General features: G+C 65.9%; 13 protein-coding genes. 3 read left to right on the forward strand and 10 right to left on the reverse strand.

The window, feature by feature from the left end; genetic code table 11:
* Nucleotides 1–7 precede the first annotated feature (7 nt).
* Nucleotides 8–808, forward strand: a complete 801-nt coding sequence (gene trpC / locus Herbaro_RS18305; protein WP_275011039.1) for an indole-3-glycerol phosphate synthase TrpC — start codon at nt 8–10, stop codon at nt 806–808.
* A 179-nt stretch (nt 809–987) separates the two neighbouring features.
* Here the strand turns inward: trpC and Herbaro_RS18310 are convergent, their stop codons facing one another.
* On the reverse strand, nt 988–1,746 hold the full coding sequence (locus tag Herbaro_RS18310) for a 3-oxoacyl-ACP reductase family protein (RefSeq protein WP_275011040.1): 759 nt from the start codon (nt 1,744–1,746) through the stop codon (nt 988–990).
* A gap of 126 nt (nt 1,747–1,872) precedes the next feature.
* On the opposite strand from Herbaro_RS18310, the gene Herbaro_RS18315 reads away from it, so the two are divergent.
* Nucleotides 1,873–2,799 carry a LysR family transcriptional regulator gene (locus Herbaro_RS18315; protein WP_275011041.1) on the forward strand — a complete coding sequence of 309 codons (927 nt, stop codon included), beginning with the start codon at nt 1,873–1,875 and terminating at the stop codon, nt 2,797–2,799.
* A gap of 3 nt (nt 2,800–2,802) precedes the next feature.
* On the opposite strand, the gene Herbaro_RS18320 is transcribed toward Herbaro_RS18315, so the two are convergent.
* The 8 genes from Herbaro_RS18320 to Herbaro_RS18355 all read right to left on the reverse strand — a co-directional run bounded on the left by Herbaro_RS18320 (nt 2,803) and on the right by Herbaro_RS18355 (nt 13,587).
* Nucleotides 2,803–4,209 (reverse strand): MFS transporter, encoded by a 1,407-nt coding sequence (locus Herbaro_RS18320; protein ID WP_275014054.1) that lies wholly within the window; start codon nt 4,207–4,209, stop codon nt 2,803–2,805.
* 133 nt (nt 4,210–4,342) lie between these two features.
* A complete protein-coding gene (ubiB, locus tag Herbaro_RS18325; protein WP_275011042.1) occupies nt 4,343–5,917 on the reverse strand; it encodes a ubiquinone biosynthesis regulatory protein kinase UbiB in 1,575 nt (524 codons plus the stop codon).
* Nucleotides 5,917–6,483 carry a ubiquinone biosynthesis accessory factor UbiJ gene (locus Herbaro_RS18330; RefSeq protein WP_446719281.1) on the reverse strand — a complete coding sequence of 189 codons (567 nt, stop codon included), beginning with the start codon at nt 6,481–6,483 and terminating at the stop codon, nt 5,917–5,919. The genes ubiB and Herbaro_RS18330 overlap by 1 nt, the downstream gene beginning before the upstream one ends.
* A 204-nt stretch (nt 6,484–6,687) precedes the next feature.
* Nucleotides 6,688–7,668 (reverse strand): Tim44 domain-containing protein, encoded by a 981-nt coding sequence (locus Herbaro_RS18335; RefSeq protein WP_275011044.1) that lies wholly within the window; start codon nt 7,666–7,668, stop codon nt 6,688–6,690.
* Nucleotides 7,669–7,811: 143 nt separating this feature from the next.
* On the reverse strand, nt 7,812–8,546 hold the full coding sequence (gene ubiE, locus Herbaro_RS18340; RefSeq protein WP_275011045.1) for a bifunctional demethylmenaquinone methyltransferase/2-methoxy-6-polyprenyl-1,4-benzoquinol methylase UbiE: 735 nt from the start codon (nt 8,544–8,546) through the stop codon (nt 7,812–7,814).
* A gap of 91 nt (nt 8,547–8,637) precedes the next feature.
* The gene (locus tag Herbaro_RS18345; protein ID WP_275011046.1) at nt 8,638–9,060 is read right to left on the reverse strand and encodes a gamma-butyrobetaine hydroxylase family protein; all 423 of its coding nucleotides are present in this window, start codon (nt 9,058–9,060) and stop codon (nt 8,638–8,640) included.
* A 66-nt stretch (nt 9,061–9,126) separates the two neighbouring features.
* Nucleotides 9,127–9,582, reverse strand: coding sequence for an HIT family protein (locus Herbaro_RS18350; protein ID WP_275011047.1), 456 nt, complete (start codon nt 9,580–9,582; stop codon nt 9,127–9,129).
* Nucleotides 9,583–9,585: 3 nt separating this feature from the next.
* Nucleotides 9,586–13,587: a DUF3683 domain-containing protein gene (locus tag Herbaro_RS18355; protein ID WP_275011048.1), complete on the reverse strand. Its 4,002-nt coding sequence runs from the start codon at nt 13,585–13,587 to the stop codon at nt 9,586–9,588.
* 491 nt (nt 13,588–14,078) lie between these two features.
* On the opposite strand from Herbaro_RS18355, the gene Herbaro_RS18360 reads away from it, so the two are divergent.
* Entirely contained in the window at nt 14,079–15,095 is a 1,017-nt protein-coding gene (locus Herbaro_RS18360) for a ZIP family metal transporter (protein ID WP_446719282.1), read from the forward strand.
* A gap of 68 nt (nt 15,096–15,163) precedes the next feature.
* Here Herbaro_RS18360 and Herbaro_RS18365 read toward each other — a convergent pair whose 3' ends face one another.
* Nucleotides 15,164–15,655 (reverse strand): YqaA family protein, encoded by a 492-nt coding sequence (locus Herbaro_RS18365; protein ID WP_275011050.1) that lies wholly within the window; start codon nt 15,653–15,655, stop codon nt 15,164–15,166.
* Nucleotides 15,656–15,867: the final 212 nt, after the last annotated feature.

Raw genomic sequence — 15,867 nt, forward strand, 5'->3', positions numbered from 1 at the left:
AATCATCATGTCCGACATCCTCAACAAGATCCTCGACGTCAAGGCGGAGGAAATCGCCGCCGCCAAGAAGCAGCGCGACTTCGCCAGCCTGCGCCGCGAGGTCGAATCCGACAGCGAACTGCGTTCCGAACTGCGCAGCTTCGAAGGCGGCCTACGCGACAAGATCGCCGCCGGCCAGGCCGGCGTCATCGCCGAGGTGAAGAAGGCCTCGCCTTCCAAGGGCGTGATCCGGCCCGACTTCCGCCCGGCCGAGATCGCCGTCAGCTATGCGCAGCACGGCGCGGCCTGCCTGTCGGTGCTGACCGACGAGCAATTCTTCCAGGGCGCGCCGGATTACCTGAAGCAGGCGCGCGCCGCCTGCGCGCTGCCGGTGCTGCGCAAGGATTTCATGATCGACCTCTACCAGGTCTACCAGGCGCGCTCCTGGGGCGCCGACGCCATCCTGCTGATCGTGGCCGCGCTGGATCACGGCCTGATGGCCGAGCTGGAAGCCTGCGCCCATGAGCTGGGCATGAGCGTGCTGGTGGAAGTGCACGACGGCGCCGAACTGGATGCCGCGTTGAAGCTCAAGACGCGCCTGCTGGGCATCAACAACCGCAACCTGCGCACCTTCGAGACCATGCTGGACACCACGCTGGGCCTGCTGCCGCGCATCCCGCCGGAAAAACTGGTAATCACCGAATCGGCCATCGCCACGCCGGACGACGTCAAGCGCATGCGCGACGCCGATGTGCATGCCTTCCTGGTCGGCGAAGCCTTCATGCGCGCGCCGGAACCGGGAGTGGAGCTGGCGCGGCTGTTTGCCTGAGCCAACTGCCGGCGCGTCTTCGATACGCAGCGTGGCCGCTACCCAGTCCGAACGGCAAACCGGAACACTCCCGTTCGGACTGAGTAGCCGCCATGCGGCGTATCGAAGGCGCACCAGGCGCAAACAAAAGCCGTCCTCCCCGACAACAGGGAGGACGGCTTTTTCATGCCCGGATGAAATCAGGCGGAGAAACCGCCATCGATCATCAGGCTGGCGCCGGTGATGTAGCCCGCTTCCGGACCGGCCAGGTAGGACACGAAGCTGGCGATCTCTTCAGCCTTGCCGTAACGCGCCAACGACATCAAACCCTTCAGGGAATCCGCAAACTCGCTGTCGGCCGGGTTCATGTCGGTATCGACCGGGCCTGGCTGCACGTTGTTGACGGTGATGCCGCGCGGGCCGAGGTCGCGCGACAAGCCCTTGGTCAGGCCGACGATGGCCGACTTGCTCATGGCGTAGGCGGCGCCGCCGGCGAAGGGCATGCGCTCGGCGTTGGTGCTGCCGATGGTGATCACGCGGCCGCCTTCCTTCATGTAGCGCACGGCTTCCTGGGTAGCGACGAAGACGCTGCGCACGTTCACGGCCAGGGTGCGGTCCAGGTCTGCCAGGGAGAATTCTTCGACCGGGCCCAGCGCCAGCACGCCGGCGTTGTTGACCAGGATGTCCAGGCCGCCGAAGGTTTCGGCGGCGATGCTGATGGCTTGCTTGAGCGCCGTGGCGTCGGCGCTGTCGGCCTGGATCGCCAGGGCGCGGCCGCCGGCGGCTTCGATCTCGGTGACCAGGGCCTGGGCCGGAGCCGGCGAGGTCACGTAGGTGAAGGCCACGGTGGCGCCTTCGGCAGCCAGGCGACGCACGATGGCCGCGCCGATGCCGCGCGAACCGCCTTGCACGAAGGCAATCTTGTTGGTCAGGGAAGTGGTGTTGGTTTGCTTTGTCATGATCTTGCTCCTTGTTTGGTTGAGAGTGAACCCGATTGGGTTGAAGCAAGTATCGTCTTCTGATTATGTTCCGACTAGCCGGCAATCCCTATCTTCTTTTTAAACCAAAGGTTTAAAATAGGCCGCATGGAAACCATGTCCAGCATCGAATGCTTTGTCGCTGCCGCCGATGCCGGCAGCTTTTCGGCCGCCGCGCGCCGACTGGGCTTGACCTCGGCCGCCGTCGGCAAGAACGTGGCGCGGCTGGAAACCAACCTGGGCGTGCGCCTGTTCCACCGCAGCACGCGCAAGCTGACGCTGACCGAGGCCGGCGAACGCTTCCAGCTGGAGGTGGGCGGCGGACTGGAGACCATCCGCAACGCCGTGGCCAACCTGGCCAGCGCCGGCGGGCAGCCGGCCGGCAACCTCAAGGTGAGCATGGGCACCGGCTTCGGCCGCGAATACGTGGTGCCGCTGCTGGGCGAATTCCTGGAGCGCTATCCGGGCATCTCGCCGGACTGGCATTTCGACAACCGTCCCGTGGACCTGATCACCGAGAGCTTCGACGCCGCCATCGGCGGCGGCATCGAGCTCTCGCCCGGCGTGGTGGCGCGCGAGCTGGCGCCGGCGCACCGCGTGCTGCTGGCCTCGCCCGCCTATCTCGCCGCCCATGCGCCGCTGCGCACGCCGGCCGACCTGCCGCAGCACGACGGCATCCTGATCCGTTCGCCGCAGACCGGTCGTGTGCGTTCATGGACGCTGCGCGACCGCGCCGGCGCGCAGGCGCCGGTGGACCTGAAGGTGAAGATGACGATGAGCGACCCCAATGTCGCCTGCGAGATCGCGGAGATGAACATGGGCATCACGCTGGTGGCGATGCCGCATGCGGTGGTCTACCTGGAGCGCGGCACGCTGGTGCGCGTGCTGCCGGATTGGTACGTGGATGGCGGCATGCTTTCGCTGTACTTCACGGCGGCGCGCCTGCTGCCGGCCAAGACGCGGGTGTTCGTCGACTTCATTGTCGAACAGTTCCGCGCACGCAAACTGGCCGAGCGCTTCTCGGCCGTCAAGTGAGGCTCAGCGCTTGGCCGCCGACGCGCGCATGCCGCCGCCGATGTTGTTGCCGGCGTCGCGCGCCAGGCCGCGATAGCCCTGCACCGACACCAGCGTGACCACGCCGGCCATGGCGAAGGCCCACTGGAAATCGCCCAGCGTGAAATGCGCGCCGGCGGCGTCGATGGACTCGCCGCGCACATAGGAGGCCACGCGCAGCGCCAGCGCGCCGAAGGCGATGCCCATGCCGATGGTCATCTGCTGGGCCACGCTCCACAGCGTGCTCGCCGACGACTTGCGGGCGTCGCTGATGTCGGCGTAGGCCAGCGTGGCCAGGGTCGAGAACTGCATGGAACGCGACAGGCCGTAGCAGAAGATCACCGCCAGCGTCATCGGCAACGGCGTACCCGGCGCCAGCAGGCCGCAGGCGATGATCATGCAGCCGGCGATGGCGGCGTTGCTGACCGCCACGCGGCGAAAGCCGAAGCGCTGCAGGATGCGGGTGGTGAACGCCTTCATCCCCAGGTTGCCCAGCGCGGTGGCCAGCAGCAGCAGCCCCGACTGGAACGCAGTCAGGCCGAAGCCGATCTGGAACATCAGCGGCATCAGGTAAGGCACGGAATCGATGCCGATGCGCGTCAGGGAGCCGGTGATCACGGTGACCGAGTAGGTCGGGATCTTCAGGTTCGAGAAATCCAGCAGCGGATGTTCGGCGCGCCGCATGTGGCGCCACGCAAACCAACCCAGCACGATGCCGCCGGCGATGAAGCCCAGCGCCACCTTGATGTTGGCCTCCATGTGGCTGGCGATCTCGGTGCCGTACAGCAGCGAGGTCAGCGCCGCGCCCGAGAGGAAGAAGCCCGGCAGGTCCAGCGGCCGCTTGCCCTGGCCGTGTTCATTGCGCACGATGGCCATCACGGTGGCGAAGGCCGCGATACCGAAGGGCACGTTCATCAGGAAGATCCAGTGCCACGACGCATAGGTGGTGATGAAGCCGCCGATCGACGGCCCCACCACCGGCGCCACGATGGCCGGCCAGGTGATGGTGGCGATGGCTTTCATCAGGCGCTCCTTGCTCGTGCTGCGCACCACGATCATGCGCCCGACCGGCACCATCATCGCCCCGCCCAACCCTTGCAGCACGCGCGCGGCGGTGAACTCCCACACGTTTTGCGAGAAGCCGCACAGGATGGAAGCGAAGGTGAAGATGGCGATGGCCATGCCGAACACGGTGCGCGACCCGAACCGGTCGGCGACCCAGCCGCTGACGGGAATGAACACCGCCAGCGTCAGCATGTAGGCCGTCATGCCCAGGCTCAGCTCATTGGGGCCGACGCCGAAGGACTGCGCCATCTGCGGCAGCGCGGTGGCGATGATGGTGGTGTCGAGATACTCCATGAAGAAGGTTGCCGCGACGATGTAGGGCAGCATGCGCACCCGGGCCTCGGGCGTGGCGTTGTCGGTGTTTTCCAATTGTTCTTCCCCTTCCGTTTCGCGTTCCCCGGCCCCCGATGCGAAACGCCGGCTGACGCCGGCGCTCGTTCAGGTTCGATTCAAACCGTGTTCAATAGAATTTCAGCACGTGCATCAGCAGCTGGACCACGATGATGCCGCCGATCAGGCCGCCGCCGAAGTAGACGATCACCCCCAGCAGCATGTTGGTGCGGCGCTGCTCGGCCAGCAGCTTCCTCATCAGCTCGGTATTGTGCGACTGGCCCTCGCCTTCGGTGTACTTCGTCAGCGCCTGGTGCGCCAGGCGAGGGATCTGCGGCAGCAGGCGGCTGTAGCGCGGCACCTCGACCTTGAGCTGCTCGATGAAACCGCGCCAGCCGATCTGCTCGCTCATCCAGCGTTCCAGATAGGGCTTGGCGGTCTTCCACAGGTCGAGGTCGGGATCGAGCTGGCGGCCCAGGCCTTCGACGTTGAGCAGCGTCTTCTGCAGCAGCACCAGCTGCGGCTGCACCTCGACGTTGAAGCGGCGCGAAGTCTGGAACAGGCGCAGCAGCACCTGGCCGAAGGAGATGTCCTTCAACGGCCGGTCGAAGATCGGTTCGCAGCAGGCGCGCACCGCCGCCTCCAGCTCGTCGACCCGGGTGTCCTTGGGAGCCCAGCCGGACTCGATGTGGGCTTCGGCCACGCGCTTGTAGTCGCGACGGAAGAAGGCCAGGAAGTTCTGCGAGAGGTAGTCCTTGTCGAAATCGTTGAGCGTGCCGACGATGCCGAAATCCAGCGCGATATAGCGGCCGAAGCTCTCCGGCGCCACCGACACCAGGATGTTCCCGGGGTGCATGTCGGCATGGAAGAAGCCGTCGCGGAACACCTGGGTGAAGAAGATCTCCACGCCGTCGCGCGAGAGCTTGGACAGGTCGACGCCCTCTTCGCGCAGGCGCTCGGTCTGCGAAATGGGAATGCCGTGCATGCGCTCCATCACGATCACCGAGGGCGAGCAGTAATCCCAGTACATCTCCGGCACCATCAGCAGCGTCGATTCGGCGAAATTGCGGCGCAGCTGGCTGGCGTTGGCGGCCTCGCGCATCAGGTCGAGCTCGTCGTGCAGGTATTTGTCGAACTCGGCCACGACTTCCTTGGCCTTGAGGCGCCGGCCGTCTTCCCACAGGCGCTCCAGCCAGTCGGCGGCGACGTTCATCAAGCCGATGTCGTGGTCGATCACGTCGCGCATGCCGGGTCGCAGCACCTTGACGGCGACTTCCTTGCCATCCTTGAGCGTGGCGAAGTGGACCTGCGCGATCGAGGCCGACGCCACCGGTTCGCGCTCGAAGCTGGCGAACAGCTCATCCGGATGCGCGCCCAGCGACTTCTCGATCTGTAGCACGGCCAGCGCGGAATCGAAGGGTGGGACGCGATCCTGCAGGCGCGTCAGCTCGTTGGCGATGTCCGGCGGCATCAGGTCGCGCCGGGTCGAGAGCACCTGGCCGAACTTGATGAAGATCGGGCCCAGCTCTTCCAGCGCGCGGCGCAAGCGCTCGCCGCGCGGCGCCGACAGGTCGCGCCAGAAGAACACGGTGTTGATCAGGCGGCCGATGCGCGGCGGCGCGAACTCGGAGGTGACGATTTCATCCAGGCCATAGAGGATGGCGACGCGGATGATCTTGAACAGGCGCAGGGAACGCAGGAACATCAGCGGCGCTCCAGCTTCTCGATGCGTTTGGAGAGGCGCTCGAGGTCGTCGCGCAGGCGCACGACGTCGGCGGAAAAGTCCTGCAGCATGCGGGGTCGGATCAGCATCGGTTGTTCTTCCAGGAAATACTCGGCGACGTTCTCGCTGAACTTCTTGTGGGTGGCGCGCAGCGTCTCGAACAGCCCGCGCGCGCCGTCCACCATGCGGGTGGCGGCGATGTCGCCGAACAGGCGCGACAGGTCGTCCTCGGCGTCCCAGCGCAGGTTCTGGCTCAGCTGCGAGATGGCATTGGCGAAATCGGCGTCGCCCTCCAGCTTGACGTAGGAAACCGCGCGTTCGCGGTTGGCCGCGATCAGCGGCAGGTCGGACAGCTTGACGCGGATGGTGACGGCGGCGCCGGCGTCGGCCGGCGCTTCCTGCAGGGTGCCGTCGGCGGCCACCTTCAGGCGCAGCTGCATGGCGCCGGCATCGATGCAGGCCACCTTGCCGGCGTGCGCCCCCAGCGCCTTGCGCGCCCACGGCTCCTGCGCCAGCAGGTGGTTGATCACCGCGGCGGCAGGTTTCATCGGATCGGGAAGGGACGTAGGTGGCAGCGCTGGCATGAACTCGGGCAATGGTTGTTGATCTGGCCTGGTCGGCTGGGGTGTCGGCGCGGTGCGAAACGCGCCGCGCAAAAACAAAACCGCCCGAGACAGCCGGGCGGTTCCAAGTTTAACAGCTTGGCGGCTTGGCAAGGATGGCCATTGCGCCGCGCTTGATCCAGCGCCGTGTCAGACCTGCTGGATGCCCGCCAATACCCAGCCGCCATTGCCGCCCTGCGGCTTGGACAGGTTCCAGATTTCGGCGAAGGGTTCGGCCGAGGCGTCCGGCGCTTCCTTGATCAAGCCCTGGAAGCGCACCGTGGCCAGGTAGTCGTAGGGCAGCTGCTCGATGCCCAGCAGCTCGGCCTCCAGCTGCACCACGTCGGTGGCGTTGGGCGAGGGGCCGCGCTCGGTCAGTTGCAGGCGCAGTTCGGCGAACATCTCGGGCGAGGTGAACTCGCGGATGTCGTTGACGTCGGCGCGATCCCATGCCGCTTGCAGGCGGATGAAATAAGTCTTGGCGTTGCGCACGAAACCGGCGGTGTCGAAGTCGGCCGGGATACCCCACTTCTCGATGTGCGCAGGCTGGCCGTTGGCGCCGCCGTAGCCGTTGCCTTGCAGCGCGGCCGGCGCATTGCCCTGGAAAGACGGCGGCGGGTTGATGTCCCGCAGGCCCGAGCCGATCTCCGGGGTCGCGGCGGCGGCGCTGCCGATCGGGCTGGGACCGGGCATCGGCGCGGCGTAGGCCGGGTTGTTGCTCTGCTCATAACGGTTGCGCGAGAACAGGCGGATCACGAAGAACACCGCGAAGGCCAGCAAGGCGATGGTCAGCAGCGAGCCCAGCATGCCGCCGGCCGCGCCGCCGATGCCGAAGTGCGACATCAGCGCGCCCAGGCCGAAGCCCAGCAAGGCGCCGCCGAGGACGTTGCGCCACGGGCTGGCCGGCTTGGCGGGAATGCTTTGCGGCGCGGCCGCCGGCGCCGACGGGCGATACGGCGCCGCGCTCGGCGCCTGGTTGTAGGAAGGCGAAGACGGCGCCGCCTGGCGCGAGTAGTTGGACGATTGCTTGCCGAAGGAACCGCCGCCGCCCAGGCGCTTGGCGTCGGCCGGGGAAACGACCAGGGCCAGCGAGGTGATCGCCAGCATCAGTGCGAGCATGAATTTTTTCATACGCTTACCTCTTGTGGATGATGCCGGAACTGGGGGCGCGCCGCGGGAAATACAAGCCCGGCGCGGCCATCGGCTCCGGTATGCCACATTGTCGGGGAAGAAAATTAAGCCATCCTTAACGGCAGGCGGGATGGCGATGGCGCCTACATCTTGATGCCGGTATGCAGCGCGGCCACGCCGGCGGTCAGGTTGAAATATTCGACGCGTTCCAGGCCGGCGTCTTCCATCATCTTCTTCAGCGTTTCCTGGTCCGGGTGCATGCGGATGGATTCGGCCAGGTAGCGGTAGCTGTCGGCGTCGCCGGCAACCTTCTGGCCCAGCCACGGCAGCACCGAGAAGGAATAGACGTCGTAGGGCTTCTTCAGCGGCTCCCAGACCTTGGAAAACTCCAGCACCAGCAGCTTGCCGCCGGGCTTGAGCACGCGGCGCATCTCGGCCAGCGCGGCGTCCTTGTGGGTCATGTTGCGCAGGCCGAAGGCCACCGATACGCGGTCGAAATAGTTGTCGGGGAAAGGCAGCTTCTCGGCGTCGCACAGCGTGGTGGGGGTGACGATGCCCTTGTTGAGCAGGCGGTCGCGGCCCACGCGCAGCATGGATTCGTTGATGTCGGTCAGCCAGACCTCGCCGCCGGGACCGGCCTGCTTGGCGAAGGCCTTGGACAGGTCGCCCGTGCCGCCGGCGATGTCCAGCACCTTGAAGCCGGGACGGATGCCCGCCTGGGCGATGGTGAACGCCTTCCAGACGCGGTGCAGCCCGGCCGACATGAAGTCGTTCATGACGTCGTACTTGGCGGCGACGGAGTGGAACACCTCCGCGACCTTGCGGACCTTCTCTTCTTCTTTGACGGTTTCGTAGCCGAAATGGGTGGTGTTGGTCATGGCTCAGTCCGAATGTTGTTGCGCTCGCGCGGCCGGGTTGGCCTGCGCGCCGAATTGCACATTATAAGCCGGGCGGTCCCGCCGCCCGCGCTCAGTGGTGGTGGCCGCAGCCGGCCCCGCCGCCCTCGCCCATTGCCTGGTCGCGGCCGCTGTCGCGAGTGAAGCCGGCGGCTTCCAGTTTCTGCAGGTAGGCTTCCCACATCGCGGCCTGGTCGCGACCGAGCTGGTACAGGTAGTCCCAGGTGTAGATGCCGCTGGTGTGGCCGTCGGAGAACAGCGGCTTGACGCCGTAGTTGCCGACCGGCTCGATGCCGTGGATCTCGACCTCGCGCTTGCCGGTCTGCAGCACCTCCTGGCCCGGGCCGTGGCCGCGCACCTCGGCCGAGGGCGAATACACGCGCATCAGCTCGAAGGGCAGCGAGAAGGTGACGCCGTCGTCGAATTCGACTTCGACCACGCGCGAGAGCTTGCGCACCTTGAATGAAACCGGGATCGGGGAAGATTGGGAGCTCATGCTGGCATCGTATTGTGGTTGGCGTCGCCGGCGCGCCCGGCACGGGCGCCGCCGCAGGCGACAGGATCAGGCCGGCGCCAGGCCCGCCGCATCCAGCTCGCGGCGGATCGCTTCACGCAGCCGCGGCAGCAGCGCGCGGCGCGCTTCCAGCGTGGCGGCATCGGCGTCGCGCCGGGGCGCGGCCCATACCGGGCTGGGGAAATGGCGGTCGTCAAGATAGCGCGGGATCACGTGCCAGTGCACGTGCGGCGTCATGTTGCCCAGCGTGGCCAGGTTGACCTTCTCGGGCGCCATGACCTCGCGCACGGCGACTTCCACCGCCCACACGGCGTTGGCCAACAGCGTGCGCGCGGCCGGCGCCAGGTCGGTCATTTCCTTGACGTGACCGTTCCAGATCACGCGGCAGAAGCCCGGATAGTCCGGCTCGTCGACCAGCACCACGCGGAAATCGGCGTGGCGCCAGACAGCCTCGCCGCCGTCGCCGGCGCACAGCTCGCAGGTGCTTTGGGCTGGCTGGCTCATCGCTTACACCAGCACGCGTTCGATGCCGCCGTTATTGGCGCGCTCGACGTAGTCCGGCATCCAGTTCTCGCCCAGCAGGTGCTTGGCCATTTCCACCACGATGTAATCGGCGGTGGTGCCGGCGTCCTCGTTGTAGCGCGACAGGCCCTGGAAGCACGAAGGGCACGAGGTCAGGATCTTGACGTCGCCGTCGAAACCGTCGGCGCGCACGCGGTCGGCGCCCTTGCGGACTTCCTCTTCCTTGCGGAAGCGCACCTGGGTCGAGACGTCCGGACGCGATACGCCGAAGGTGCCCGACTCGCCGCAGCAGCGGTCGCTCTTCTCGATCTTCATCGCGTCCACGGTGGTGATCAGCGAGTTGACGGTCTTCAGCGGATCCTGCAGCTTCATCGGCGTGTGGCAAGGGTCGTGGTACATGTAGCGGGTGCCGCTGACGCCTTCCAGCCTGACGCCCTTCTCCAGCAGGAACTCATGGATGTCGATGATGCGGCAGCCGGGGAAGATCTTCTCGAATTCATAACCCTGCAGCTGGTCGTAGCAGGTGCCGCAGGACACCACGACTGTCTTGATGTCGAGGTAGTTCAGCGTATTGGCCATGCGGTGGAACAGCACGCGGTTGTCGGTGATGATCTTCTCGGCCGCATCGAAGTTGCCGGTGCCGCGCTGGGGGTAGCCGCAGCAGAGATAACCGGGCGGCAGCACCGTCTGCACGCCGACGTTCCACAGCATCGCCTGGGTCGCCAGGCCCACTTGCGAGAACAGGCGCTCCGAACCGCAACCGGGGAAGTAGAACACCGCTTCCGAGTCCACCGTGGTGGTCTTGGGGTTGCGGATGATCGGCACGATCTTGTCGTCCTCGATGTCCAGCAGCGCGCGCGCGGTCTTCTTGGGCAGGTTGCCCGGCATCTTCTTGTTGATGAAGTGGATCACCTGCTCCTTGACCGGCGCGCGGCCGACGGTGGCGGCAGGTTTCGCGGTCTGCTTCTTGGCGAACTTCTTGAGGATGTCGTTGCCCAGGCGCTGCGCCTTGAAGCCCCAGTCGGTCATCACCTTGCGGGTGGCGTTGATGGTGGCGGGGTCGCGCGCATTGAGGAAGAACATCGCGGCCGTGGTGCCGGCGTTGAAGGACTTCTTGCCCATCTTGCGCAGCAGGTTGCGCATGTTCATCGAGACGTCGCCGAAGTCGATGTCCACCGGGCAGGGGGTGACGCACTTGTGGCAGACCGTGCAGTGGTCGGCCACGTCTTCGAACTCTTCCCAGTGTTTGATCGAGACGCCGCGGCGGGTCTGCTCTTCGTACAGGAAGGCTTCGACCAGCAGCGAGGTGGCGAGAATCTTGTTGCGCGGCGAGTACAGCAGGTTGGCGCGCGGCACGTGGGTCGAGCAGACCGGCTTGCACTTGCCGCAGCGCAGGCAGTCCTTGACGCTGTCGGCGATGGCGCCGATGTCGCTCTGCTGCATGATCAGCGACTCGTGGCCCATCAGGCCGAAGGACGGCGTGTAGGCGTTGCGCAGGTCGGCTTCCATGCCGGGCAGGTCGAGCAGCTTGCCCTTGTTGAACCGGCCTTCGGGGTCGACTCGCTTCTTGTAGTCGCGGAATTCGCCGATCTCGTCCTCGGTCAGGAACTCCAGCTTGGTGATGCCGATGCCGTGCTCGCCCGAGATCACGCCGTCGAGCGAACGCGCCAGCGTCATGATGCGCGCCACGGCGGCATGCGCATCCTGCAGCATCTCGTAGTGATCCGAGTTGACCGGCAGGTTGGTGTGCACGTTGCCGTCGCCGGCGTGCATGTGCAGCGCCACGAACACGCGGCCGCGCAGCACGCGCTTGTGGATCGCCTGGCATTCTTCCAGGATCGGCTTGAAGGCGGCGCCGCTGAAGACCTGGCGCAGCTGGGCGCGCACTTCCTGCTTCCAGGAGATGCGCACGGTGCGGTCCTGCACGACGTCGAACAGCGTGGCTTGCGGCTGCTCGGCCAGGCGCTGGTCGAACACCGGCAGCAGCTTGTCCAGGCCCAGCGAGGCCAGCTCGCCCTTGGCCGCCTCCAGCGGCCGGTCGAGGTTGGCCAGCAGGTACGACCAGCGCGCATGGGTCTGCTCCAGCAGCGCCTCGGCCTGGTGCACGCGGTCTTCCAGCATCTCGGCGGCGGGAATGTCCTCGCCCTCGCCGTCGTCGCTCTTGCCCAGCGGCAGGTTGCCCTTGACGAAGAAGGTCTCCAGCTCGGCCAGCAATTGCAGCTTGTTCTTGATCGACAGCTCGATGTTGATGCGCTCGATGCCGTCGGTGTACTCGCCCATGCGGTTCAGCGGAATCACCACGTCTTCATTGATCTTGAAGGCGTTGGTGTGCTTGGCGATGGCGGCCGTGCGCGAACGGTCCAGCCAGAATTTCTTGCGCGCCTCCGGGCTCACCGCGACGAAGCCTTCGCCCACGCGGTTGTTGGCCATGCGGATCACTTCCGAGGCGGCGGCGGCCACGGCGTTCTCGTCGTCGCCGACGATGTCGCCGATCAGCACCATCTTGGGCAGCACGCCGCGCTTGGACTTGGTGGCGTAGCCGACTGCGCGCAGGTAGCGCTCGTCCAGGTGCTCCAGGCCGGCCAGGATGGCGCCGCCCTTTTTGGTCTCGGCGTCCAGGAAGTCCTTGATCTCGACGATCGACGGGATCGCATCGCGCGCCTGGCCGAAGAATTCGAGACAGACCGTGCGGGTCTGCTTGGGCATCTTGTGCAGGATCCAGCGGGCCGAGGTGATCAGGCCGTCGCAACCTTCCTTCTGCACGCCCGGCAGGCCCGACAGGAACTTGTCGGTCACGTCCTTGCCCAGTCCTTCCTTGCGGAATTTCTTGCCGGAGATCTCCAGGATCTCGGTCTTGAAGACTTCGGTCTTCTGGCCGCGCTCGCCGGGGTGCGACCACTCCAGCTTGAAGCGCGCGACCTCGACGTCATGGATCTTGCCGAGGTTGTGATCCAGGCGCGTCACTTCCAGCCAGTCGCCCTGCGGGTCGACCATGCGCCAGCTGGCCAGGTTGTCCAGCGCGGTGCCCCACAGCACGGCCTTCTTGCCGCCGGCGTTCATGGCGACGTTGCCGCCGATGCACGAGGCTTCGGCCGAGGTCGGGTCGACCGCGAACACGAAGCCGGCCTTTTCGGCGGCGTCCGAGACGCGCTTGGTGACCACGCCGGCGCCCGAGTAGATCGTGGCGTAGGGCTTGTCCAGGCCGGGCAGCACTTCCATCTCGACGGCGCCCAGCTGTTCCAGTTTTTCGGTGTTGATGACGGCCGACAGCGGCGTCAGCGGAATGGCGCCGCCGGTGTAGCCGGTGCCGCCGCCGCGCGGGATGATGGTCAGGCCGAGCTCGATGCAGGCCTTGACCAGGCCGGCCATCTCGTCCTCGCTGTCCGGGGTCAGCACCACGAACGGATACTCGACGCGCCAGTCGGTGGCGTCGGTCACGTGCGACACGCGCGACAGGCCGTCGAACTTGATGTTGTCCTTCGCCGTGTAGCGACCCAGGCCCTTGGTGGCGCGCTTGCGCAAATCGTAGGTGCGGCGGAATTCCTCGGCGAACTCGGCGATGGCCTTCTTGGCGGCCTTCACCAGCGCCTCGACGCTGGCGCTGCGGCGAGCCGCGTCGGCATCGCCGGCATCGGCCTGGCCGACGTCGATGCGGCGCTTGTCGACCTCGTTGAGGCGATGGTTCAGCGCCTCGATCAGCGCGGCGCGGCGCTTGGGGTTGTCCAGCAGGTCGTCCTGCAGGTAGGGATTGCGGCGCACGACCCAGATGTCGCCCAGCACCTCGTACAGCATGCGCGCCGAACGGCCGGTCTGGCGCTTGCCGCGCAGCTCGTCCAGCAAGGACCAAGACTCTTCGCCCAACAACCGGATCACGATCTCACGGTCGGAGAACGAGGTGTAGTTGTACGGAATTTCGCGCAAGCGCGTAGGCGTGGCGCCGTGCGGCGCGTCTGTGAGCAAGGCTTGGATGTGGGCGGGGGCGTTCATCTATGTAGAAAGGTAAATCTGCTGCCGGATGTGCATTTTAGCCTATTGCCAAAACTCGCGACGGGATGAGGCCGGTTTTGCGGACGCAATGAGAACGGTTCTCTTTTGAGAAAAAAACTCAACCCGAAATTGCCCGAAATGCAAATTTTGCAACGCAGCAAATACGCCCTGCGGCAATCGAAATCCCGCCAGAAACGGCGCTAGATCATAGCCATTGGCAATGGAATTTATAAAAACAATCAATTTATATAAATTGATGGCAAAAACCTATAATCCCTCCAAGCGTCATGGGTGTTGTCCCGGAAAACCAAGGAGGATGTTATGTTTCAAAACCTGATTACCGATTTCTTGGAAAATCTAGCCATCACCCTGGCCGACTACGCCGCTTGCAAGGCATAGCCAAAGGAACGTCCGATCCATCCCGCGTGTCACTCGATGACATACACCGCAGCGGGGGACGTCCAGCCAACCCGCCAGCCAGGGAGACTGCCATGATACCGGCACCGTTGAACAAAAATTTCCCCGCAAAAACAGTCGCGTCCGACGATCCGTCGGCGGCGCCCTTCATCTCTGCCGATGAGCCCGGGACGGGCGCGGCCGAGGCCGCCAGACCCGGCATCGGCGACAGCCTGACGCTGAACCTCAAGCCGCGGCAGATCGCCATGCTGCTGGTGGCGCTGGTGTTCCTGCTGATCAAGTCCTACGAAAGCCTGCACGCCTATTTCCTGCTCAATCCCAATGTGTGGAACGCGCTGCTGGGCTCGGGCGCGGCCGCCGGCCTGACCGCGCTGGGCGCGCTGGGAGTGATCTTCACGCGCCGCATCTCGGTCAAGGCGCAGGATGTGATGCTCGGCTACGGCGGCGGCGTGATGCTGGCGGCCAGCGTGTTTTCGCTGATCATCCCGGCCATGGACGCGGCCCAGGCGATCGGCTACGCCAAGCACGCCTCGGTGCTGCTGGCGGCGACCGGCATCATGCTGGGCGGCTTGTTCGTGCTGGCCCTGAACCACGTGATCCCGCACCAGCACTTCCTGGCCATGGCCAGCGACCAGGCCAATCCCGGCCGCGCCAGCCGCATCTGGCTGTTCGTGATGGCGGTGACGATTCACAACTTCCCCGAAGGCCTCGCCATCGGCGTCGGTTTCGGCGGCGAGGACATGGGCAAGGCGGTGGCGCTGGCCACCGGCATCGGCATCCAGGACATCCCGGAAGGCCTGGTGGTGGCGCTGGCGCTGCGTACGCTGGGCTACTCGCCGTGGAAAGCGGCGGCCGCCGGCATCCTCTCCGGCCTGGTCGAGCCTGTGGGCGGCGTGCTTGGGGCGATGGCCACGGGCGTCTCGACCACGGCGTTGCCTTGGGCGCTGGCCGGCGCCGGCGGCGCGATGCTGTTCGTGATCAGCCACGAGGTGATTCCCGAATCGCACCGCCAGGGCCACGAGTCGCAGGCCACGCTGGGCTTGCTGGCGGGCTTCGTGACGATGATGCTGCTGGATGTGATCCTCGGCTGAGCCTCGTTCACGCGGCACAAGAAAAACGGCGCCGCGCGGCGCCGTTTCCGTTTGGGCCGCCCCCTTGCTCAGGCCAGCCAGTCCGCCACGCTGCGCCAGAACCCGTCGGGCACGTTCAGCAGCAGCCAGGTCATCAGGATGTAGCGCAGGAACTTGCCGATCGCCATGTACGCCACCGACGGCCAGAACGGCAGGCGCAGCCAGCCGGCCAGCGTGCAGATGGGGTCGCCGATGCCGGGCAGCCAGGCCAGCAGCATGGTCTTGGCGCCGAAGCGCTCCAACCAGACGAACCAGCGCGACGAGCGTTCGCGGGCGAAGGCCTGCTTGGCGCCGTAGCCCATCCAGTAGTCCACCACCCCGCCCAGCGTATTGCCCACCGTGGCCATCAGGATCACCGGCCAGAACATGTCCGGATTGGCCTTGATGACGGCGAACACCGCCGGCTCCGAGCCCAACGGCAGCAGCGTCGCCGAGATGAAGCTGATGAGAAAGACGGACGTCAGGCCTACGGTGGGAACGGCGAGGATGTTGAGCAGCCAGAGAACGGCGGATTCGATCATGCGGGTGGGAAGTAGGTTGAAGGAACTCGCCGGCCGGCAGGCGGCGGCGAAAATTGAAAGACGGGCAAAGCCCGCATTCTAGCTTGTGCCGGCAGCGCGGATATCAAGGTCGCATCGCCGGACGCCGGCGCGGCTCCATTATAATGATCAGTTCCCCTCGCGCCGGCAGGCTATCTCCGCCGGCGGCCCGCGGGGAGCCACGACCGGCTTAC

This window comes from Herbaspirillum sp. WKF16, assembly GCF_028993615.1.
GTDB lineage: Bacteria > Pseudomonadota > Gammaproteobacteria > Burkholderiales > Burkholderiaceae_D > Herbaspirillum.